The sequence below is a fragment of the Pseudomonas sp. FSL R10-0056 genome, assembly GCF_009600105.1.
GTDB classification, from domain to species: Bacteria; Pseudomonadota; Gammaproteobacteria; order Pseudomonadales; family Pseudomonadaceae; genus Aquipseudomonas; species Aquipseudomonas bubulae.
Map to the genome: position 1 here is coordinate 1 of NZ_WIWL01000033.1, position 22,311 is coordinate 22,311.

Annotated in this window: 12 protein-coding genes; 8 read left to right on the plus strand and 4 right to left on the minus strand. The window is 58.3% G+C overall.

The annotated features are described in order from the left end of the window. Together ngg and GHO42_RS01995 are read right to left on the minus strand one after the other, a co-directional pair. Window positions 1-1,393, minus strand: a 1,393-nt coding sequence (ngg, locus tag GHO42_RS01990) for an N-acetylglutaminylglutamine synthetase (RefSeq protein WP_153326600.1), incomplete at its 3' end; no start/stop codon positions are given. Window positions 1,394-1,396: 3 nt separating this feature from the next. Continuing rightward, a complete protein-coding gene (locus GHO42_RS01995; protein ID WP_095019129.1) occupies window positions 1,397-3,169 on the minus strand; it encodes an N-acetylglutaminylglutamine amidotransferase in 1,773 nt (590 codons plus the stop codon). Window positions 3,170-3,512: 343 nt separating this feature from the next. Here GHO42_RS01995 and GHO42_RS02000 point away from each other — a divergent pair, with 343 nt between their 5' ends. Further along, the gene (locus GHO42_RS02000) at window positions 3,513-8,327 is read left to right on the plus strand and encodes an NEL-type E3 ubiquitin ligase domain-containing protein (RefSeq protein ID WP_153326598.1); all 4,815 of its coding nucleotides are present in this window, start codon (window positions 3,513-3,515) and stop codon (window positions 8,325-8,327) included. Here the strand turns inward: GHO42_RS02000 and mnmC are convergent. Beyond that, entirely contained in the window at window positions 8,314-10,293 is a 1,980-nt protein-coding gene (gene mnmC / locus GHO42_RS02005) for a bifunctional tRNA (5-methylaminomethyl-2-thiouridine)(34)-methyltransferase MnmD/FAD-dependent 5-carboxymethylaminomethyl-2-thiouridine(34) oxidoreductase MnmC (RefSeq protein ID WP_146541166.1), read from the minus strand. The genes GHO42_RS02000 and mnmC overlap by 14 nt on opposite strands. Window positions 10,294-10,432: 139 nt before the next feature. Between mnmC and pap the strand changes: the two genes are divergently transcribed. Both pap and GHO42_RS02015 read left to right on the plus strand, forming a co-directional pair. Then, window positions 10,433-11,950: a polyphosphate:AMP phosphotransferase gene (pap, locus tag GHO42_RS02010; protein WP_153326596.1), complete on the plus strand. Its 1,518-nt coding sequence runs from the start codon at window positions 10,433-10,435 to the stop codon at window positions 11,948-11,950. A gap of 135 nt (window positions 11,951-12,085) precedes the next feature. Next, window positions 12,086-16,264: a dermonecrotic toxin domain-containing protein gene (locus GHO42_RS02015; protein ID WP_153326594.1), complete on the plus strand. Its 4,179-nt coding sequence runs from the start codon at window positions 12,086-12,088 to the stop codon at window positions 16,262-16,264. An 8-nt stretch (window positions 16,265-16,272) separates the two neighbouring features. Here the strand turns inward: GHO42_RS02015 and GHO42_RS02020 are convergent, their stop codons facing one another. Continuing rightward, entirely contained in the window at window positions 16,273-17,667 is a 1,395-nt protein-coding gene (locus tag GHO42_RS02020; protein WP_095002819.1) for a class II fumarate hydratase, read from the minus strand. A 192-nt stretch (window positions 17,668-17,859) separates the two neighbouring features. On the opposite strand from GHO42_RS02020, the gene GHO42_RS02025 reads away from it, so the two are divergent. From GHO42_RS02025 to GHO42_RS02045, 5 genes are all read left to right on the plus strand, one after another. Further along, window positions 17,860-18,375, plus strand: a complete 516-nt coding sequence (locus GHO42_RS02025; RefSeq protein ID WP_095002818.1) for a DUF2059 domain-containing protein — start codon at window positions 17,860-17,862, stop codon at window positions 18,373-18,375. A gap of 11 nt (window positions 18,376-18,386) precedes the next feature. After that, window positions 18,387-18,683, plus strand: a complete 297-nt coding sequence (locus tag GHO42_RS02030) for a BolA family transcriptional regulator (RefSeq protein ID WP_095002817.1) — start codon at window positions 18,387-18,389, stop codon at window positions 18,681-18,683. Between the two features lie 114 nt (window positions 18,684-18,797). Next, complete coding sequence (locus GHO42_RS02035) at window positions 18,798-19,736, plus strand: rhodanese-related sulfurtransferase (protein WP_153326592.1); 939 nt, start codon at window positions 18,798-18,800, stop codon at window positions 19,734-19,736. A gap of 1 nt (window position 19,737) precedes the next feature. Next, window positions 19,738-20,373, plus strand: a complete 636-nt coding sequence (locus tag GHO42_RS02040; protein ID WP_095002815.1) for a DsbA family protein — start codon at window positions 19,738-19,740, stop codon at window positions 20,371-20,373. 28 nt (window positions 20,374-20,401) lie between these two features. Then, on the plus strand, window positions 20,402-22,183 hold the full coding sequence (locus GHO42_RS02045; RefSeq protein ID WP_169872734.1) for an ABC transporter ATP-binding protein: 1,782 nt from the start codon (window positions 20,402-20,404) through the stop codon (window positions 22,181-22,183). Window positions 22,184-22,311 lie beyond the last annotated feature (128 nt).

Sequence of the window (22,311 nt, forward strand, 5' to 3'; positions counted from 1 at the left end):
GGATTCGGCTTTCGCCACCGGTGGCGGCCTGGCGTCGGCGGCTTTGCGCCTCGATCAGGCGCTGAATGCGGTGCTGACCGTCGCCGATCACTTGCGCGGGACGGCGGATGGCGGCAGCCACCACCTCAAAGCCGATCACCACGATGCGCAGGTCGAGGCCTTCGTGAAAGCTCTCGAGCAGCACCCGGCTGTCGAACGCCCGCGCTGCCTCGATGGCCTGTTGCACCTGTTCGATGCTGTCCAGGTCCACCGCTACGCCATTGCCTTGCTCGCCATCCACCGGTTTGACCACCACCCGGCCGTGCTCTTCGACAAACGCCAGGTTGTCATCGGCATTGCCCGCCAGTTGCTGGGTCGGCACGTTCAGGCCGGCCTGGCTGAGCACCTTGTGGGTCAGGCACTTGTCCTGGCACAGGCTCATGCTGATGGCGCTGGTCAGGTCGCTGAGGGACTCGCGGCAACGAATCCGTCGCCCGCCGTGGCTAAGGGTGAACAGGCCGGCGGCCGCGTCGTCAATTTGCACGTCGATGCCACGTTTGTAGGCTTCTTCAACGAGGATGCTGGCATAGGGGTTGAGTCCGACCTCGGGACCAGGCCCCAGAAACAGCGGCTGGTTGATGCCGTTCTTGCGCTTGATGGCAAAGGTCGACAGGGTGCGAAACCCCAGTTTGGCATACAGGTTCTTGGCCTGGGCATTGTCATGCAGCACCGACAGGTCGAGATAGCTCAGGCCGCGGCTCATAAAGTGCTCGACCAAATGCCGCACCAGCACTTCACCCACTCCCGGGCGTGAACAGAGCGGGTCGACCGCCAGGCACCAGAGGCTGCTGCCATTTTCGGGGTCGTTGAATGCGGTGTGATGGTTCAAGCCCATGACACTGCCGATCACCGCGCCGCTGTCCTCGTCTTCGGCCATCCAGTACACCGGGCCGCCGTCGTGGCGCGAGGTCAGCAGGGTCGGGTCGATGGGCAGCATGGAGCGTGACAGGTACAGTGTGTTGATCGCGTTCCAGTCCGCCTCGCTTTGTGCGCGGCGGATACGGAAGCCGCGAAACACTCGGGTGGCCTGGCGGTAATCGGTAAACCACAGGCGCAGCGTATCCGAGGGGTCGAGAAACAGTTGTTGCGGCGACTGCGCCAGCACCTGCTGGGGCGCGGCGACATACAGGGCAATATCGCGCTCGCCGGGCTGCTCGTTGAGCAGCTCTTCGGCCAGGGTGACGGGATCGGGAAAGGTATGCCCGATCAACAGCCGGCCCCAGCCGCAGTGTACGGCCACGGGGCAGGCATTCAGTTCGCTGCCATCCTCGGCAAAGCGGGCTTGCAGGCGTTCATAGGAAGGCGTCTGGCCACGCAGTAAACGCTGGCTATAAGCCGTAGCGAGAGGTTTCATCGATCAGATTCCTTGTTCGCTCAGCCACAGGTTCAGGGCGGCCAGTTGCCACAGCTTGGAGCCGTTGAGGGGGGTCAGCTGGCTTTGCGGGTTGGTCAGCAACTGGTCAAGCATGGCTGGCTGGAACAGGCCGCGATCCTGGCTCGGGTCCAGCAGCAGGTCGCGCACCCAGTTGAGGGTGTTGCCCTGCAAGTGCTTGAGCCCCGGCACCGGGAAATAGCCTTTTTTGCGGTCGATGACTTCGCTGGGGATCACCAGTCGTGCGGCTTCCTTGAGTACCTGCTTACCGCCGTCGGGCAGTTTGAAGCGCGCTGGAATCCGCGCTGACAGCTCGGCCAGGCGGTAATCGAGAAACGGCGTGCGGGCTTCCAGGCCCCAGGCCATGGTCATGTTGTCCACCCGTTTGACCGGGTCATCCACCAGCATCACGGTGCTGTCCAGGCGCAAGGCCTTGTCCACCCCGGCCTGGGCCCCCGGCTGTGCGAAATGCTCACGCACAAAGTCGCCAGCGGCGTCATTGGCTGTCAGCCATTGTGGCTGGACGGTGGCCTTGTACTCGTCGTAACTGCGGTCGAAAAAGGCTTCGCGGTACGCGGCATAAGGATCGCTGGCGCCATCTACTTGTGGATACCAGTGATAGCCGGCAAACAGTTCGTCAGCGCCCTGGCCGCTTTGCACCACCTTGCAATGCTTGGCCACTTCACGCGACAACAGATAAAAGGCGATGCAGTCATGACTGACCATCGGCTCGCTCATGGCGCGGAAGGCCGCTGGCAGTTGCTCGATGATTTCGTGCTCGCCAATGCGCAGTTGGTGATGGCGCGTGCCGTAATGCCGGGCAATCAAATCCGAATACTGGAATTCATCCCCGCGCTCGCCGCCTGCGTCCTCAAAGCCGATGGAGAAAGTCGACAGATCCTGTACGCCCACATCGCGCAACAACCCCACCAACAAACTGGAGTCGACACCGCCAGAGAGCAGCACGCCGACATCCACCGCCGCCCGTTGGCGGATAGCCACGGCTTCGCGGGTGCTGTCGAGGACACGATCGCGCCAATCTTCCAGGGTCAGATTGACTTCATCGGCACGGGGGCCGTAGGGCAGGGTCCACCAGGTTTTTTGCTCGGTGTGGCCATTGGCGTCAATACGCAACCAGGTCGCGGGTGGCAGCTTTTCGATACCGGCAATCAGCGTGCGTGGCGCTGGTACAACGGCATGAAAATTCAGGTAGTGATTAAGCGCCACCGGGTCGAGCATGGGGCTGATATCACCGCCCTTGAGCAGCGCCGGCAGGGTCGAGGCAAAGCGCAAGCGCTCACCGGTACGCGACAGATACAGCGGCTTGACCCCCAGACGATCGCGGGCCAGAAACAGGCGCTGGGCATCGCGTTCCCAGATGGCAAAGGCAAACATGCCATTGAGCTTGGGCAGCAGCGCTTCGCCCCAGGCGTGATAGCCCTTGAGCAGAACTTCGGTATCGCCACCCGAATAAAAGCTGTAGCCCAGGGCTTCAAGCTCGGCGCGCAGCTCGGGGAAGTTATAGATTGCGCCGTTGAAGGCCAGCGACAAACCCAGCTGGCTGTCGATCATCGGTTGGGCTGAACCATCCGACAAATCCATGATTTTCAGGCGGCGATGGCCCAGGGCTATCGGCCCCTGGCTGTGAAAACCCCAGGCATCGGGGCCACGTGGTGCAAGGTGGTGGGTGATGCGTTCGATGGCTGCCAGGTCGGCAGGGTGTTGATCAAAACGTAACTCGCCAGCTAATCCGCACATGGTGTGTAAATCCTTGGTCTTTCGGCATGTGGTGCTACAGGGATGAGTCAGCGTCTTTGCAGGACGCCTGGTAGCGCTTTGGGCCCGGTTTTAAAGGGCGATGCAGTTTTTGACTGCATCGCCAGCCCTTGCGGTGCAAGGCACAAGGCACTCGCTCCGGCATAAATGACCGTGTTTTATCGAGTGACCTGTGCCCGGATCGTTCAATAAAAGTTACAAGTGGTTGTTTTGTCGGGGCTTGGGAGGCCAGCAGGGTTTTGGCTGAAGAGCACTATTTATCTATGTCACATCCCCTGCGACGCCACGTTAGGTTAGGCGCTCTCTGACCTGCAGAAGACCGGATATGCCCCGCCATATGCCCCCGCTGGATGCTCGCGATACCACGCTCAGTGACCTGGAACCCCTGGAGCTGGTCCACAGCCATATGCCCAAATGGTTGTTGGGCGCTGATCCACAGGTCATTGCGGCCATGAATGCATCCATGGCCAGTAGCCGTTTCTATCATGGCCTGTTCGGCAAGAAGTTCGGTGAGCTGCAAAGTGTCGAGGTGTACTGCGGGGCATTGCTGGCAGCCGAGGTCAGGCGTGAGTTCGGGTCGTCACTGAATATTCACCGTGACTATCTGGCGGTGGTGCATGTTCACCTGATCCCCAATATCACGTTGTTCAGTTCCGTTCGCCATTACCTGGTGCATGACGAGCCGAAAACCCTGCTGTGGGCAGCCCTGCAGAATTTTTCGGCCGACGAGGCCCTTGCAAACGGCTTTAATCCGCAAAGCCATATCCGCTACGGTGGCCATCCTCAGCAGATCAGCCCTCTTGAGCCCTGCCACTTTGCCGCGCTATGCCGCAGGCTGGATCTGGGGCTCAAGTATCAACAGTATCTGGAGCACGCTTTGGGCGTTACGGCGTCGGGAACTCCCGGGCCCAGGCATTTGGCGACAGAGTCGAACCTCAGGCTTTTAAAAACCCATGACATGGCGGTCGACGCGCATGTCGCCTACCTCAAGAAACAAATCAGTCAGGCAGCCTATACCACACTGCTTGCCGCCCTGGCTCTGCCCGCCAGTACTGCCCAGGTGCACGGGGTGCAACTGGACGGCAAGCCGATGGTGCCAAGTTCCTTGTCGATACTGGACACGGCAATTGACGGGGTGGTGGTCTTCTCTTCCGACACCTTGTTGTTGCACCCCGGCAACCGCTTGATTGCCTATATCCCCAATGACCCGCGGGCACCCTTGTTCGAGTTCAGTTCATTGCAGGTATTCACCGATGAGTTGAAGCATCGCCTGCTGGATCCGGCGTATGCCAGGTTTTTCTCCCGCTTCACCGCCTTGAATGTACGGCCGCTGTTTATGCAAAAGGTCGCTGGCAGGCCCGAGCATCTGGCCCTTACCGCAACCCCTCTGACCATCAGCGCAGCGCATTACCTGTGCACGGTGCAGCTCAGGAACATGTTTGCCGATGCCCGGCAACTGGCCGTGCCCACCGGCGTGCTGGACGAGCGCGAACGCGAAGAGCGCTGGCAGATGTACAAAACGGCAGGGTTGTTTCTGGTAAACGTCGCGGCCCTTTTTGTGCCGGTGCTGGGCGATCTGATGCTGGCGGTGGCCATTGGGGAGATGCTCAAAGAAGTCTATGAGGGGGTGGAAGACTGGGCCCAGGGCGATGTTGACCATGCTCGCGAGCACTTGCTCAATGTCGCCACGGATCTGGCCGTCAACGCAGGGGTAGTGGTCGGGCTGGGAGCTGTCAAAGCCGCTGCCAGTCGTTTGAGCGCAACCACCCGGGCGCACTTTGAAGGCTTTCAACCCGTCAGTCGTGATGATGGCACCACCCGGTTATGGAATAAAAACCTGCAGCACTACGAGCATAAAGTAATGGGCGAGCATCGCTATACAGCTGATGCCCAAGGTTTACTCAGCCTTCATGGCAGGCAGTATGTAGACGTGGACGGCAAGCACTATCCTGTCGAATTCGACAGCGAGCGCAGGCAATGGCGCATACCTCATCCGCGCAGGGCCGATGCTTTCAGGCCTGCCTTGCTACATAACAACGAAGGGGCCTGGCAGCATGCCCATGAGCGGCCACTGGAGTGGCAAGACAGTGCGACGCTGCTGGGCCGTTTGGGATCGGCAACAGCAGCACTGGACAGGCAGACACTGGAACGGATTCGGGAACTGACTGACACGGCACCGGGCGTCCTGCGCCGCATGCATCTGGAAAGTCTGGCGCCGCCTTCCTTGCTGAAAGTCAGCCTCAAGCGCTTTGAAATCAACCAGCTTATCGACACCTTTGTCGCACAGATGAGTACCGACCAGTATGCCTCCCGGCGCTGGAGCGAGCTGCAATTACAGCTCTTGCCGGCATTGCCGAAATGGCCAGCGGGCAAGGTGTTGACGGTTGCCGACGATACGGGAAACCGCCTTGCGCACTATGCCAGTGTGATGTGGCCGGCTACGTCCCATATCAACCTGACAAGCTCTGTCGTTGAGCAAGGCAAGTTGCTGGATGCTGTTCTTGCGGCCTTGTCCGACTCACAGGTCAGGGAACTGCTGGGCAATGACCTGCCTGCTCCGGGGGCACTGGCCCGCAGACTGGCCCTGGTATTGGGCAGTCATGCGCGGGATAACAAACGTCAGGTCTTCGAGAGGTTGTATGGGCTTTTCAATATCTCGTCTGCGGCAGAAGCCTTGCCCATCGAACGTGACTTTCCGGGGTTGCCCCGTACGGTAGCGCAAGCGTTGGTTGAGTCGGCCAGTAATCCGCAGCTTGAACATTTGCGCAGGGGCAGAGTGCCGCTGGAACTGGCCGAGCTGGCGCGCATGCACCTGCGTGAGGCCAGGATAAACCGGGCGATCGAAGGCTTTTATCTTGAGCATCAGGCCAATGACGACACTGAGCGGCTGGCCTTGCATTATCTGGATCAACTGCCCGGCTGGCCTGCTGACAAGGCGCTGGAGATTCGCGAAGATTCGATTTCAGGCGCCATGACTCATTATTGGGGCGGCGTACAGACGACCCCACCGCACGTGCTGGTCAAAACGCTGCGGGGCTACGAGCGTTACCGGCCACGCGGTCATGTCCATTTGCTTGAGCCTGGCGGTCCTCTGCCATTATCCACTGCCGTGTTTGAATCCCTGACCGATCTTGAGCGCGATGCCATGGGCTTTGCTGCAAACACGGATGCCCCGGCGTTCAATGCGGCCCTGGCAAAGCGGGCGGCCAATGCCCGTCAGGAGTCCGCCCAGGTGTTGCGCATACAGCCGATCAAACCGGGGTTCAAACCGCCGATTACCCTGGCAGATGGTCAGGTGGGCTACCCCCTGTGCGGAATGACATCCGGTGAGCACTCCTGGGAATTGCAGCGCCGTGTGCGCAGGATTTACTCCGACTTTGAAGATGAGCAAGTCATTGAATACCTCGACACCCTGGTCGAGCGGGGGCTTGAACCGCTCAATATCCTGCGTGAGCGCAAGCGCGAGAGAAGGGCCTTGCTAACGAGCCTGCAAGCCTGGATCGATGCCACTCCGGGTGAAGTTGTTCCGACCGATACCCTATATGACTACCCCGAGAACCGATATCAGGCTGCAGGGCTGATTGAGCGTTGCTGGCGTAAAAACCCCGCTCATATTCCCTGGGCTCACAACGAAGAGTTGCACAGCCTGAGCCTGGACGGCTTTCGATTGGGCAACTTTCCGGATCTGCCAGCCATTGCCGACTTCAGCCATGTGCGGGAATTGAAACTCAGCAACATGAATTGCCGGGACACGGCCAATGCATTCCTTGAACATTTCAGCGGGCTGGTTGCCCTTGAAATGGATAACAATCGCATGGTCAACCTGCCCAGGCAGTTGGAGCGCATGCCCAATCTGCAGCGTTTGTCCCTGGCCCGTAACCTGTTGTATCTGAACCCGGGCAACCTGTCGGTATTGAACTCGCTGGGCAAGCTGCAAGTGCTCAACCTCAATGACAACCTGCTGGGTCCGAACCTTAGCCTCAGTAATCTGGGTTTTTTGCGTCGGGTCTATTTGCGTCGTACCTGGATCGACCAATGGCCGCAAGACCTGATATCCCGCCCGTTTCTTGAGTCGGCCGATCTGCGGGAAAACCGTATTATCGACATACCTGAACATGTCTATCAGGCCTCGCCCACTGTGACGCGCAATATTTCCCTGGCCGGCAACCCGTTGTCCGCCACCAGCCGCCTGCGTCTGGCCCGCTATGCCATGCAGGGTGGCAGCAGCATGGGCATCAACAGCGAACAGTTGATGAGCGAGGCGGCGGCGTTCGAGTTCTGGACGGCGGGTATTACCGCTCAGGAATTGCGAAGAAGAGAGCTGTTATGGAACAGCTTGCGAGCCGATGCGGCTTCAGACGATTTTTTTACGGTGCTCAGCCGTTTGACATCGACTGCGGACGCCCATGAAGTGCGTCAGGATCTCAGTCGACGTGTCTGGGAAATGATTGAAGCGGCCAACGAGAGCTCCTCCTTGCGCCGTGATGTGCTGGATATTGCGGCTTCGCCGCGTAGCTGTACAGACAGTGTGGCTTTTACCTTCAGCGAGATGGAAGTGCAAATGGAACTGTCCGGGCTTTCAGGCGCGGGCTCGTCTCAGAAGCAGCAACTGCTGACTTTGGGCAAAGGGCTTTTCAGGCTCGACAGGCTCGCCAGAATCGCCCAAGAGCACTTTTTGTTACGCCTTGAGGGGGCAGGCCCGGCACCGGACGAGCTTGAAATGCACCTGGCTTACCGTGTGGGCCTGGCGCGAGCCCTTGAGCTGCCGGGGCAGCCTGAAAGCATGGTGTTTAAATCACTGGCCGGGGTGACTCAGGCAGATCTGGACATTGCGCGGCTGGAAGTCGAAAAGGCCGAGAAAACGGCCTCGCTGAACATCTTTATCAGCACCCGCCAGTTTTGGCGGGAGTACTTGATACGTACCCACAGGACGCAATATGGCGCGCTGACCGAGCCGTACTTCGAGGCGTTAAGCAACTTGCTTAAAAGATCTCCAGAAATGAACAGTGAGCGCTATCTGCGCGAGGTCAGCGAAGTTCGCCATCAGATGGACGCGGCTGTCGATGTCTGGAGCCTGCAAAAGACCGAGGCGCTGCTGGCGCCCAAGTCCCTTGAGGGGTCGCCCTCTACAGCCCTTTGATCAGGGCCCGCAGCCCGAACCGGTTCGGCAGGCAGGCTTCGGCCACTGCTCTGGATACGGGCAGGGGTTCATCGTTGATCCAGGCGGCGAGTATTTCGCCAGACAGGGGTGCGGTGATGAGCCCGCGAGAGCCGTGGCCGCTGTTGACGTACAAGCCATCAAGCCACGGGCAGGGGACGTCAGGCACCTGTCGGGCATCCTTGCGCAACACGCCATAGGCGCTGGCGAACTGCTCCGGATCCGCGAGCGGGCCTACAATTGGCAAGTAGTCCGGGCTGGTGCAGCGGAACGCTGCCCATCCACGCAGGGTGTCAGGGTTGAGTTGTTCGTCACCGAGCCGATGGGCCAGGTCCGGTGAGATTTCCTCGAGCAGCTCGAGGTTACCTTGATGCCCCTGCGGGGTGGTGGTCAGGTCTTCGTTATCAAAGTCGAAGCTGGCGCCCAGCGTGTGCTCACCGAGGCGGCCAGGAGCCACATAGCCCTCGGCACACACTACGGTTTTCAATACGGCGCTGGCAGGGGTTTCTACCAGTTGAGTGATTTGCCCGCGAATCCGTTTGAGTGGCAGGCCGCTGCTGGCCGGGAAGCGCTTGACCTCGGCAGCGCCAGCCAGAATGACAACCGGAGCGCTGGCCAGTACCTGGTCGTTATGGCACGCCTGCCATTGGTCATTGACCTTGTGCAGTTGCAAAACGTCATGGTGGGTCAGCACCCGAACCTTGGGGTGCAAGGCCTGGTAGTGGCAAAGCGCTGGAGGGTGAACCCAGCCGCCTTCGGGGTAGAACAGGCCGCCGTGGGCCAGTTCGATCCCGGCCAGGGCTTGTGCCTGGGGTTGGTCAAGCAGATGCACCAGCGCCGGGGGAAAGGCTGCGGCCAGTTGGGCCTGTCGTGCGGCTTCCTTGGCGTTGAAAGCCAATTGCAGGACCCCGCAATCATCCCAGTCGCGCCCGCGCTGCAGGTGTTCCAGCAGACGACGGGTGTAGCCAAAGCCGCTGACGATCATCTGCGACAAAGTCGTACCGTGTGCCGAGAGCTTGAGGTACAGAACGCCTTGCGGGTTGCCCGACGCTTCCTTGGCCAGTCTTTCGTGGCGCTCCAGCAATATCACCGTCCAGCCGCGGCGGGCCAGGCTATTGGCGCTGGCGCAACCCGACAGGCCGCCACCGATGACCAGTGCTGTACGCGGGCCTTTGACCCGGGGCGGGCGGGCAAACCAGGGTTTGACTGTGGGTGCTGTTGAAGCGGTGTCCGGCAAGCCGACAAAGGTGCCGCGCAGGATTTCCCACTTATGGCCTATGCCTGGCGTGCGGCGCATCTTGAATCCGGCGTCATTCAGCGCGCGGCGTACCCAGCCGGTGCTGGTGAATGTGCTGATTGTCGAATCGGGTGCCGCCAGACGTGCCAATTGCGCGAACAGTTCCGGGGTCCACATGTCGGGGTTTTTCGCCGGGGCAAAACCGTCGAGAAACCATGCATCAACTTTGGCGTCGAGTTGCGGCAACTGTTCAAGTGCATCGCCGATCAACAACGTGAGCGTGACCCGGCCATTGGCCAGGGTCAGGGTCTGAAAGCCCGGATGGATTGCAAAATACACGGCCAGCAATTGTTCGCAGAGGGGCGTCAGCTCCGGCCACAGGGCCAGCGCGCGTTGTAGGTCGGTGCGGGTCAGCGGGTATTTTTCGACGCTGATGAACTGCAGGCGCGCATCGGGGTGGGCATGTTGCTCGAACAGCTGCCATGCGCACAAAAAATTCAGCCCGGTGCCGAAACCGGTTTCGCCAATAACCAGATGGCCGTCAGCGGGCAGGGCGGCGAAACGCTCTGCAAGGGCGTTCTGTTCGATAAAGACATAGCGGGTTTCTTCAAGCCCCGACTTGTCCGAAAAATACACGTCATCAAACACCCGTGAATGGGGGCGACCTTGGTCATCCCAGTCGATCTGGGCATTGGCAGTTTCAGTAGTCATGTGTGGCTCGGCAACGGCAAGGCAGCCATTCTAGCCGATCAGTCAGGCCGGGACTGATCCATGACAGGTTTGCTCGGTTTCTTCCTGCATATTGCAGAGCAATCCGCTAGGCTTGGTTCATCTTGCCAGGGAGCATTCCATGTTCGAATCAGCTGAAATCGGCCATTTCATCGATAAAGAAACCTACGACAGGGAAGCCCCCGCTTTACGTGAAGCGTTGCTTGAAGCCCAGTTTGAGCTCCATCAGCAAAAGCGTGCTTCGGTCATTGTGCTGATCAATGGCATTGAAGGCGCCGGCAAGGGTGAAACGGTCAAACTGCTTAGTGAATGGATGGATCCGCGCCTGATCGAAGTGCGGACTTTTGATAGCCAGACCGATGAAGAGCTGGCTCATCCGCCGGCCTGGCGTTACTGGCGTCAATTGCCCGCCAAGGGGCGGATGGGCGTGTTTTTTGGCAATTGGTACAGCCAGATGCTCCAGGGCCGGGTTCACGGCCTGTTCAAGAATGCCGTGCTTGATCAGGCGATCACGGGCGCCGAACGTCTGGAAAAGATGCTGTGCAATGAGGGCGCAGTGATCTTCAAGTTCTGGTTCCACCTGTCCAAAAAACAAATGAAGGAACGCCTGCAAACCCTCAAGGATGACCCATTGCACAGCTGGCGCATCAGCCCGCTGGACTGGCAGCAGTCCAAAACTTATGACAAGTTCGTACGCTATGGCGAGCGGGCGATCCGCCGCACCAGTCGTGATTACGCACCGTGGAATATCGTCGAAGGTATTGACCCCTATTACCGCAGTCTGACTGTGGGCAAAATCCTTCTTGAAGGGTTGCAGGCGGCGTTGCATACCCCCAAGGTTGCAGCCCGCCCGGCGGGTGTGCCGCCGTTACCGGACAAGCAAGGCGAATTGACCCTGCTCGATTGCCTGGACCTGACCCGGCATCTTGAAAAAGAGGATTACCAGGAGCAATTGATCACTGAGCAGGCGCGTCTATCGGGCCTGATGCGTGACAAACGGATGCGCCGGCATTCATTGATTGCCGTATTTGAAGGCAATGATGCCGCAGGCAAAGGCGGCTCTATCCGGCGGGTGGCGGCAGCGCTGGACCCGCGTCAGTACATCATTGTGCCTATTGCTGCGCCTTCCGAGGATGAGCGAGCACAACCTTATCTTTGGCGTTTTTGGCGACATATACCGGCGCGGAGCAAATTCACCATTTTTGACCGCTCCTGGTATGGCCGGGTGCTGGTTGAACGGGTCGAGGGTTTTTGCACGAAAGCGGACTGGATGCGCGCTTATGGCGAGATCAACGATTTCGAAGAGCAACTTACGGCAGCAGGCGCGATTGTCGTCAAATTCTGGCTGGCAATCGACAAGGACACCCAGCTTGAGCGTTTTCAGGAGCGTGAAGAAATCCCGTTCAAACGCTTCAAGATTACCGAGGAAGATTGGCGTAATCGCGAAAAGTGGGATGTGTACCGCAGTGCGGTATGCGACATGGTGGATCGCACCAGCACCGAAATCTCGCCCTGGACCCTGGTTGAAGCCAATGACAAGCGCTGGGCACGGGTAAAGGTGCTACGCACGATCAACGAGGCTCTGGAAGCAGCCTTCGAGAAACGCGACAGGCAGGAAAAAAAGCGCAAGAAGAAGTAACACGGTACTTACCCTGTGGTGCTTCGCTTGTGCGCGGCAACACGGGGTTAGCCTGCGACTATATATCTACCACTGATGCACTCCGGGTTTCTGTTCAGATCAGGTGACTGTCGATCACTTGGGATGAACGCTTTCATGTCCGAAAACAGCCACACCCTTAACGCTGACCAGTACCTTTCATTTGGCAGCCTGTCTATCAATTTGCCCGGTACTCTGCGAGAGCGAAAAGTCTCACGCTACGAAGCAAGCCTGCAGTCATTTATAGGCACTGCTGATCAGGCGATGACTCGCTTGGCCGCTTACCGGGATACTCATGAGCAGGCTCTGACCCAGTGTGCCGAAACTCAACAGGCAACGGACAGGCTGCTCGAGGGGGCCGAATCTCAGGGCACCGACTTCTGGACCCGGCTGGATGCCGGCGGGCTTAGTCTGTTGCAGCGTTTGTCTACGGGCAGGTCGCGCAGCTTGCTGGCCGAAGCACAGTTGCAAGTGTATGAAGGCCGGTTGAGCGAATCTGCGTATCAACAGATAAAAGAAGTTGTCAGCGAACCCTGGTCTTCACTCCGCGGGCAAAGTGTCAGCTGCGTTTGCGACCTGTCCCTGGGCACCTCGCAACGCTCTTATTTGCTGCAGGGGGCGATGGTGATAACTCGTCAGCCTGCGCTTGATGACCATCAACATCCGGAGCCCGTATTTCTGTTCGTTCCGGGCAATGCGGGCGGTTTGCAAGCATTCACTTCCGTGGCTCAGCTCAAGACCCAACTGGCCCGCAGCGTTCGGGCCGATCCGGACGGGTTCTGGCTCGGCCATGTTTCGCTGAAAAACCGCGCTGCTGCTCGGGCAGCGATAATGCTCGAGGGTACTGAAAGCCCCGTTATCCTGCGTGTGCTCGATGGTCATGCCTTCAGTCTGGGGGTTGAGGATCAAATCGCCGGTTATAAAGAAATTGCTTCGCTTATAGCCAGGGGCCAGTTGTTGTACAGCGAATCGACGGTTGCGCAGTCTCTTGAGCGCTTGCGTCTGGAAACCGCACAAAACCTGCTGGCACCGGGCAATGAGGCCCGTGAACAGGGCATTGACCTTGTGGCGGAACAATTGCGTACGGCACAGGCTACGCAGGACTTGCCGGACTGGTTGCTGCGGGCATCGGTCGAAGAGCGGGCCGAATATGCCAAGGGACTTGTGGTTTACGCACGTAATGCCCTTTGGCTGGAGGACGATCTTAACCGTCATCTGCCGTCATTCGAGGTGTTTACCCGCGATAAGCTGGCTGAGCGGCTCAAGGCCGATTTAAAACGAGATATCGATCCGGATGCGGTCAGGGTCGATATGCCCGATCGGGTCATCGTTGAGGTGTTGCAAACGAGCGAGAGGGCCGAGCGTCCGCATCTGGCGGGCGATACGTCGGAAAGCATAGCGATCACCGGCTTTTCAACCTGGGATGACGTCAGTCTTGCGCGTCACACCTTCAGCTTGTCCGAGCTTGCTCGCAAGAATATTGATGTGAATGACGAACAGCAGATGCTGCGTCTCAAGCACAGCTACTTCACTCTGGATGGCGTGGATACCAAGGCGCTGGGTATTGACCTTAAGTATCTGCTCAAAACCATTCCGGATCTGGATGTTGCCATGCTTTACAGCATGAGGATCACCCGTGCTTTTCTGGGTCGCACAGTAGGGGGTAGCCAGCCCGGAGCTCCCGATATTGCCAGGCGACTGGGAGTGTTCAGGCAAGCCATCAACCTTGAGGCCTGGGTCGCACGTCAGCGCAGCCACCTGTCAGAGCGGGGGTACAGGCTGGCGCAGGCAGCGACCGCACCCGGCAATGGTAATCACAAACCTGACGCCGAATTCGACATCGAATACCGTTATACCTGGTTACGCTCACCAGACCGGGGGGACAGTTCCTATACCGAACAAGCCTTGATCGGGGTGTCTGTGGTGCATGACAAAACCTCGGGGCTGGCGCTGATGTATCTGGCGGGCGCTCCGGGTAATCAGAAGTTCTTCGAAGGTTCCGGGTTCCAGCATCTGATTGAACGTCTCTCCAATCATGTGCTGCTCAACAGGGAGCTGCTCACCTACTTCGCAAACAGTACAGAGACCGGTTCGAGCGTTGCGCGGAATATTCAGAACATCAATGCCATTTTGCGTGTCGGAACTTACGGTTTTCTCGTGATTGACCCGGTCAAGGCGTCCCATGTGTCGCTGACTGACATGCAGTACCTGGCACGCATGGGGCGGCTCAAGGAGCAGGTCTATGGTTCCTCCAGATCGGCGCTGGATATCGAGCGCCGTCAGATGGAGCGTATTGCGCAGCGGGATCTGAGCTACATAAAGATTGGCCTGTCGGTTATTCCGGGTATTGGCACAACCATTGGTGTCTATGACGGCTGGAATGACGCATCTGCGGCCATCAGTGCGTTTGCCCGAGGCGATTACAAGGCGGGAGCGTGGCTGGCTTTCTCTGCCGCGCTTAATTTGGGCGAGGCGGTTCTTACGCTCGCACCTCTGGTGGCGCGCCCCAGAGCAGTAAGCGCAGTGCTGGGCAGCCTGGATGAAACGGTGACCAAGGCCGTAGCAACCCTATATGACGCAGGGTGGAGAGCCAGTAAATCGTTGCAGAAAAAACGCCTGAAGGATCTATTGCCGTCTGTCACTTCCCGCAAGCCCTGGCGTACCAAGGCATTCGAGGGCTATGAGGTCAAAGTCCCGCTCTATGACGCCGTGAGGCTCAGGGGGAAAAACGAAAATGTCTATCTCTTGAATAACAAGATGTACATTCAGATCGATGAAAAAGTGTACGAAGTGTATCGTCGCTCAGGTGAGAAAACCCTTCGCCTCAAGGCGCGCCCGCCCAAGAACTATGAACCGCCGATCAGGATGGATGCACGGGGGCGCTGGGAGTATCACGCCGATGTCGGGGGCAAGGGAGGGGCGCCGTTTCCGGAGCTGGAAGAGCTGATTGTTGATTCAACCCCCGTTACATCCACGCGCAAGGTTCCTGATGGATACGCTGTGACGGCCGCGGTTACCCCGGCGCCAATTCCTGCCGTACATCCTCAAGGCGTCGAGTCGATGGACAGGGTGGTTATCGGCCATCGGGATTTGTTTGTTTCCAGCGAACTTGATAGTGCAGGCAATTTTGGAATCTATCGTATTGATCCTGCTGATCCGACCCGACTGCAGGCTCAGGGTGTATTAACGCCCGAAGGGGTATATCGCCTCACCGATCAGCCTCTAGTCTCCGGTAGCGATCTGTTTGAAGAAGTCGCCGAAGATTTTGTCTTTATGGACAACAAGTTCTATCGGGTGCAACTGGATACTGAGCAGTTTTCCTGGAAAGTGGTGCGCACGGGTGATGAGGGTAGCAGCACGCTGTTTATCGAAAGTGATGGGGTATTTGATCCGGTCACACAACGGTTGGTCATCAGCAACTGGCACCTGATGCCAAGGCTCGGAGAACATCCCAGTCTGGAGGCCCTGGTGCGCCAGGCGCTTGACTTGCCTGCAACTGGTCTTGACCACGAAGTCTATGCATTTTTGCGCAACTACACGCGCCAGATCATCCAGTCTGTCGACACACAGGTGATACGGGCACCTGATGTGCTGGAGCTGGAGCGTCTGTGTGAGCAGAGCCTGCGCCGCAAGCAATTCCCGGTGGGCAGGCTGGACGAAGCCTTGACGGCCATGGCCAACAAGCAGCCCCTGCCGATCTGGGCACCGGTCTATGACGAACTGCAGGGTATGCGCTCGGTATTCCCGACGACATCCGGAAGGTATTACAACATTGATGCCGTGCGTCAATTGCGCAGTCATATGTCGATCCGCGATCTGGATGTGGAGGTTGCCGCCCTTATTGACAACTATGCAGCAATGCGTGCCGGATTGATCTCTACGTCCAATATGAGAACCACTCTGGCCAAAAGCGTCATGCAGTTGGTCTTGAAAAAGCGTGGCTACACATTACTTGATGGCGGTCGCTACAAAGTGGGGGCTGCCGGTTTCGGTATGGTGCTACGTGGTCCCAACGGTGATCTGTATCTGATGGAAGTCAGGCATATACGGGCTACCGGCAACACCTGGGGGCATGTTTTTTTTGATCGTGGATCCGCGAGCAAACTAGTCATGATGTCTGACGAATGGGTCGATATCGTCGTGCGAAAATCCCTGGAGGAAGTGCCATTCAATCCTGCAGCTGTGGCAGTACAGCAAGCCAGGGCAGATGGCCGCTTGTTCAAACTGGTTGGCACCATCACCCCCGACAAGGAAGTGATGGTGTTCAAGGTTGCAACCCCGGGCCCAGGATTGTAAAAAACCGCCTAGCCGTGCTTGCCCGCGCCCAGCATGTTTTCAGGACGAACCCACTGGTCAAACTCGGCGTCCGTGAGGTAGCCCAGTTCCAGTGCTGCTTCGCGCAGGGTCAAACCTTCGGCGTAGGCCTTTTTGGCAATCTCGGCTGACTTGTCATAGCCGATATGGGGGTTGAGTGCGGTCACCAGCATCAGGCCGCGCTCCAGGTGTTCGGCCATTTTGGCGGCATCGACCTCAAGCCCGGTGACGCAGTGTTTGAAAAAGTTGCTGCAACCGTCTCCCAGCAACTGGATGGATTGCAGCAGGTTGTGAATGATCACCGGTTTATAGACGTTCAGTTGCAAATGCCCCTGGCTTGCAGCAAAGCCGATGGCAACATCGTTGCCCATCACCTGGCACGCCAGCATCGACAAGGCTTCGCACTGGGTCGGATTAACCTTGCCCGGCATGATCGAACTGCCCGGCTCATTGGCGGGCAGTTTGATTTCGGCCAGCCCGGCGCGGGGGCCGGAACCCAGCAGGCGGAAGTCATTGGCCAGTTTCATGAGGGTCACGGCCAGTGTTTTGAGGGCGCCTGACAAGGTGGTCAAGGGCTCGTGGCCGGCCAGCGCGGCAAATTTGTTCGGCGCGGTCACAAATGGCAGGCCAGATAACGCAGCCAGTTCAGCGGCAATCGCTTCGGCGAAACCGTGGGGTGCATTCAGCCCGGTGCCCACCGCGGTACCCCCCTGTGCCAGCTCGCACACTGCGGGCAAGGCCGAACGTATGGCTTGCTCGGCGTAGTCCAGCTGCGCGATATAGGCTGACAGCTCCTGGCCGAAGGTGATCGGCGTGGCGTCCATCATATGGGTGCGGCCGGTCTTGACCAGTTTCATATGCCGTGCCGACAACTCGGCCAGGCCTCCTGCCAGTTCATTGATCGCGGGCAGCAAATGATTGTGCACAGCCTTGGCGGCGGCGATATGCATGGCGGTGGGGAAGCAGTCGTTGGAGCTTTGCGAGCGGTTGACATGGTCATTGGGGTGGACTGGCGACTTGCCGCCACGGCCTTTGCCCGCCAGTTCATTGGCGCGTCCTGCAATGACTTCGTTGGCGTTCATGTTGCTCTGTGTACCGCTGCCTGTCTGCCACACCACCAGCGGGAACTGGTCGTCGTGTTCACCGTTGAGCACTTCATCGGCGGCCTGTTCGATCAGGCGGGCGATATCGGCAGGCAAATCACCGTTGCGGTCATTGACCCGCGAGGCAGCCTTTTTGATCAAGACCAGGGCATGCAGAACCGCCAGCGGCATTTTTTCGTTGCCGATGGCAAAGTTGATCAGTGACCGCTGTGTCTGCGCCCCCCAATAAGCCTCATCGGCCACGCTTACTTCACCCAGGCTGTCGGTTTCGATACGGCTCATCGGCTCTTTCTCCTTGAAGTCTGACCTGACAGCTTAGGCGTTGATTCACACTAAGGGTTCAATCTTGCGTTTTCGGTGCTTTTGGTCGGCTGATGAGAACGTCTATCAGTGTCGGGGTTGAGTGACACACTTTATTAGGCGCAGAATGGCCGCCCTTGGGGTTAAACCTCGCTTGCTAGAAAAGGAAACTCGATGACCCGTCTTCGCGCCATCTGTACAGCGGTAGCTCTGGTTTGCGCCAGCGGCCAGGTTTTCGCCGATGCAGCTAGCCACGCTGCCAGTGCTGAAACGTTCCTGAAACTGGCACATGCCGATAAGCTGGGTACCCCGGTGTATATGCAAGTGCAGCAAATGTTCGCTCAGCGTTTCGAGCAAACCAAAGCACCAGCCTCCAAGAAAGCCCTGCTGGAAACTTACCAGGCCAAAGCCAACACCGCTCTGGATCAAGCCATTGGCTGGAACAAGCTGAAGCCGGACATGGTCAAGCTCTACACCACCAATTTCACCGAGTCTGAGCTCAAGGACCTGGTAGCGTTCTACCAGTCGCCTCTGGGCAAGAAAGTGCTGGAAAAAATGCCGCAACTGACCCAGCAATCGGCACAAATGACCCAGGCCAAACTGGAAAGTGCAGTGCCGGTTGTCAACAAGCTGCTAGAAGACATGACAGCCGAGCTGGAGCCAAAAGCGGCCCCGGCCAAAAAGAAGTAAGCGGAGCCTGAATGAGCATGCAACAGCGTATTGAAGCGGCGCTAGGCGCTTTGCAACCCGAGCACCTGAGCGTGCTGGATGAAAGCCATATGCACAGTCGTGGGTTGCAGACCCACTTCAAGGCAGTGGTGGTCAGCGAGCAGTTCGCCGGGCTTAACAGCGTCAAGCGTCATCAAAAGGTCTATGCCACCCTGGGTGACCTGATGGGCGAGTTCCATGCGCTGGCTTTGCACACGTACACGCCTGAGGAATGGGCGAAAATCGGCACGGCCCCGGCATCGCCGACCTGTGCTGGCGGTGGGCACTGAGTTGGCGTAATCCGCCTGCTTTTTGTTAGAATCCGCAACGCGCCGCTTCGTCGGCGCGTTTTTTTTTGCGCCCGGTTCACCCTTTACGAGGGTAGCCACCTGGAGATTGATGCGATGACTTCGCCTGTTGTTGTAGCTGCACTGTATAAATTCGTCACCCTTGAGGACTACGTCGAGCTGCGTGAGCCACTGCTCAAGGCCATGGTCGACAACGGTATCAAGGGCACCTTGCTGATCGCCGAAGAAGGCATCAACGGTACGGTATCCGGCAGCCGTGAAGGTATTGACGGGCTGATGGCCTGGCTCAAGACTGATCCGCGCATGGTCGATATCGATCACAAGGAATCCTACTGCGATGACCAGCCGTTCTATCGGACCAAGGTCAAGCTCAAGAAAGAAATCGTCACCCTCGGTGTTGAAGGCGTGGACCCGAACAAGAAGGTCGGGACCTATGTCGACCCCGAGAACTGGAATGCGCTGATCAGCGATCCAGAGGTGTTGTTGATCGACACCCGCAACGATTACGAGGTTTCGATCGGTACGTTTGAAGGCGCTATCGACCCGAAAACGACCAGCTTTCGCGAATTTCCCGACTATATCAAAGCCAATTTCGACCCTGCCAGGCACAAGAAAGTCGCGATGTTCTGCACCGGCGGCATTCGCTGTGAAAAGGCTTCGAGCTATATGCTCAGCCAGGGTTTTGACGAGGTTTATCACCTCAAGGGCGGTATCCTGAAGTACCTCGAAGAGGTACCCCAGGAAGAAACCAAATGGCAGGGCGACTGCTTTGTATTTGATAACCGCGTTACCGTGCGCCATGACCTCAGCGCCGGCGAATACGATCAGTGCCATGCCTGCCGCACCCCGATCAGCCTCGCTGATCGCGAGTCCGAGCACTATCAGCCCGGTATCAGTTGCCCGTATTGCTGGGACAACTTGAGCGAGAAAACCCGTCGCAGCGCCATTGATCGCCAAAAGCAGATCGAGCTGGCCAAGGAGCGTAATCAGCCGCACCCGATCGGTCACAACTACCGTAAAGCTGCCGAGGCCTGATATGACAGCGCGCCTGCTCTATGTGATGGATCCAATGTGCTCCTGGTGCTGGGGTTTTTCGCCCATCGCCCAGGCGCTGGTTGAGCAGGCGCAGGCCGCAGGCGTTGAGTTGCATCTGGTAGTGGGAGGTTTGCGCACCGGCAGTGGCTCGGCGCTTGAGCCTGCTACGCGGCGCTATATTCTTGAGCACTGGCAGGCGGTCACAGAGGCCACCGGGCAACCTTTCAACTTCGAGGGGGCCTTGCCCGACGGCTTTATCTACGACACCGAACCTGCCTGCCGGGCTATTGTCGCGGTACGCAGCCTTGCCCCCGATTGCGCCTGGAAGCTGGTCAAACTGATACAGCAGGCGTTTTACGTACAAGGCCGTGATGTGACCCAGGCCAGTGTGCTGGTCGAACTGGCTGAAATCGCGGGAGTGCCGCGTATCGAATTTGCTGCCGCTTTTGACTCTGCCGAGCAGCATGCAGCGACAGCCGCGGATTTTACCTGGGTGCAGGATCTGGGGATTGCCGGTTTTCCGACCTTGCTTGCCGAGCGCAACGGCCAGCTGGCGTTGTTGACCAACGGCTATCAGCCGCTTGCGCCCTTGTCTGACTTGCTTGCTCGCTGGCTTGAACGCGCTGCACGTGTTTGATCCCTCTGCTGTACCGCCTGCGGCTGCGGTGACGGATCGCCTGACCTGGGCCGAAATCCGCCGCCTAGCCCTGCGCCATAAAAAAGCCCTGTGGCTTGCCAACGGCGTTGCCGTGCTGGCGACCCTGTGCAGTGTGCCGATCCCCTTGCTTCTGCCTTTGCTGGTGGACGAGGTGCTGTTGGGTAACGGGGACGCTGCGCTGAAGATCATGAACCACTGGCTGCCGACTGCGTGGCAAAGCGCGGCAGGCTATATCGGCCTGATGCTGGCGATTACCCTGTTGCTGCGCTGCGGTGCTTTGCTGTTTAACGTGCTGCAGGCGCGGCTGTTTTCGCGGCTGGCCAAGGACATTGTGTTTCGCATTCGCCTGCGCCTGATCGAACGCTTGAAGCGAATATCACTGGCCGAGTACGAAAGCCTGGGCAGCGGCACGGTGACGACTCATCTGGTCACCGACCTCGATACGCTCGACAAGTTTGTCGGAGAAACCCTGAGCCGATTTTTGGTGGCGATGCTCACTCTGGTGGGCACTTCGGCGATTTTGTTGTGGATGCACTGGCAGCTGGCGCTGCTGATTTTGCTGTTCAACCCGCTGGTGATTTACGCCACGGTGCAGTTGGGCAAGCGGGTCAAGCACCTGAAAAAGCTTGAAAACGACAGCACGGCGCGCTTTACCCAGGCCCTTACCGAGACGCTGGATTCCATCCAGGAAGTGCGTGCAGGTAACCGTCAGGGCTTTTTCCTGGGCCGTCTAGGGTTACGGGCGCGAGAAGTGCGGGACTTTGCCGTGGCTTCACAGTGGAAGAGCGATGCCTCCAATCGCGCCAGCGGTTTGTTGTTCCAGTTCGGGATCGATATTTTTCGAGCCGCCGCGATGTTGACGGTATTGTTTTCGGATCTGTCGATCGGTCAGATGCTCGCAGTGTTCAGTTATCTGTGGTTCATGATCGGGCCGGTTGAGCAGTTGCTCAATTTGCAATATGCCTTCTATGCCGCTGATGGAGCCGTTACGCGGATCAATCAGTTATTGGCGCGCAACGACGAGCCACAATACCCCGGCGGCGCCAATCCATTTGTGGGGCGACAGACGGTCGGCATCGAAGTGCGTGACCTTAGCTTCAGCTATGGCGACGAAAAGGTACTCGATCACCTTAACCTGACCATTGCTCCTGGTGAGAAGGTGGCCATTGTCGGCACTAGCGGTGGTGGTAAAAGCACCCTTGTGCAACTGTTGCTGGGCTTATACACGCCGCAGTCGGGGAGTATCCGCTTTGCTGATGCCAGCCAGCCCGAAATCGGCCTGCAGACCATTCGCGAGCATGTGGCGGTGGTGCTGCAACACCCGGCATTGTTCAACGATACCGTGCGTGCCAATCTGACCATGGGCCGTGAACGAACCGATGAAGCGTGCTGGCACGCCCTGCAAATCGCTCAGCTCGATGGCACCATTGATGCGCTGCCCCAGGGCCTGGACAGCATCGTGGGGCGTTCGGGGGTGCGTTTGTCCGGCGGTCAGCGTCAGCGCCTGGCGATTGCGCGCATGGTATTGGCCGAACCCAAGGTGGTGATCCTCGACGAGGCCACCAGTGCCCTGGATGCTGCCACCGAATACAACCTGCATCACGCTTTGGGAAAATTTTTGAGCGGGCGCACAACTTTAATCATCGCTCACCGTTTATCTGCGGTAAAACAGGCTGACCGGGTGCTGGTGTTTGATGGTGGGTGCATTGCCGAAGAGGGCGATCACCAGCAGTTGATTGCAGAGGGTGGGCTCTATGCCAGGCTCTACGGGCATCTGCAGCAGACGTGATGTCGCAGGGTTGTGGGGGCGAGCCTGCACGCGAAAGCCCATGAACATCGCAGTTATCCGGCCAATACACGGTATTGCTCACGATCTTCTCGAGCAGGTTCTTTTGCACAGGCGCATTGCTTGCTTCA

What these genes read in the sequence shown, in the direction of transcription:
- GHO42_RS01995 (WP_095019129.1), bottom strand. Translation starts at nt 3,169, where the DNA reads ATGTGCGGATTAGCTGGCGAGTTACGTTTTGATCAACACCCTGCCGAC.
- GHO42_RS02000 (WP_153326598.1), top strand. Translation starts at nt 3,513, where the DNA reads ATGCCCCGCCATATGCCCCCGCTGGATGCTCGCGATACCACGCTCAGT.
- mnmC (WP_146541166.1), bottom strand. Translation starts at nt 10,293, where the DNA reads ATGACTACTGAAACTGCCAATGCCCAGATCGACTGGGATGACCAAGGT.
- pap (WP_153326596.1), top strand. Translation starts at nt 10,433, where the DNA reads ATGTTCGAATCAGCTGAAATCGGCCATTTCATCGATAAAGAAACCTAC.
- GHO42_RS02015 (WP_153326594.1), top strand. Translation starts at nt 12,086, where the DNA reads ATGTCCGAAAACAGCCACACCCTTAACGCTGACCAGTACCTTTCATTT.
- GHO42_RS02020 (WP_095002819.1), bottom strand. Translation starts at nt 17,667, where the DNA reads ATGAGCCGTATCGAAACCGACAGCCTGGGTGAAGTAAGCGTGGCCGAT.
- GHO42_RS02025 (WP_095002818.1), top strand. Translation starts at nt 17,860, where the DNA reads ATGACCCGTCTTCGCGCCATCTGTACAGCGGTAGCTCTGGTTTGCGCC.
- GHO42_RS02030 (WP_095002817.1), top strand. Translation starts at nt 18,387, where the DNA reads ATGAGCATGCAACAGCGTATTGAAGCGGCGCTAGGCGCTTTGCAACCC.
- GHO42_RS02035 (WP_153326592.1), top strand. Translation starts at nt 18,798, where the DNA reads ATGACTTCGCCTGTTGTTGTAGCTGCACTGTATAAATTCGTCACCCTT.
- GHO42_RS02040 (WP_095002815.1), top strand. Translation starts at nt 19,738, where the DNA reads ATGACAGCGCGCCTGCTCTATGTGATGGATCCAATGTGCTCCTGGTGC.